A 442-nucleotide genomic window follows, 5' to 3' on the forward strand; every position below is an offset into this window, starting at 1 on the left:
GACTACTGGGGTATCTAATCCTGTTTGCTCCCCACGCTTTCGCGTCTTAGCGTCAGAAACCGTCCAGATAGCCGCCTTCGCCACTGGTGTTCTTCCCAATCTCTACGTATTTCACCACTACACTGGGAATTCCACTATCCTCTCCGGTCCTCTAGTCTTCCAGTACTGAGTGCATTTCTTGGGTTAAGCCCAAGGCTTTCACACCCAACTTGGAAAACCGCCTACACGCGCTTTACGCCCAGTAATTCCGAACAACGCTAGCCCCCTTCGTCTTACCGCGGCTGCTGGCACGAAGTTAGCCGGGGCTTATTCTGCGGGTACCGTCATCATCGTCCCCGCCAAAAGAGCTTTACAACCCTAGGGCCTTCATCACTCACGCGGCATGGCTGGATCAGGCTTTCGCCCATTGTCCAATATTCCCCACTGCTGCCGCCCGTAGGCC

At 55.0% G+C, this 442-nt stretch carries 1 rRNA gene; it reads right to left on the bottom strand.

Going from position 1 to position 442, the window contains the following annotated elements:
* Positions 1–442 (bottom strand): 16S ribosomal RNA (locus GNP95_RS25555); the annotation flags it as partial.

It is taken from the genome of Paenibacillus woosongensis (assembly GCF_009725165.1).
Taxonomy (GTDB): domain Bacteria; phylum Bacillota; class Bacilli; order Paenibacillales; family Paenibacillaceae; genus Fontibacillus; species Fontibacillus woosongensis.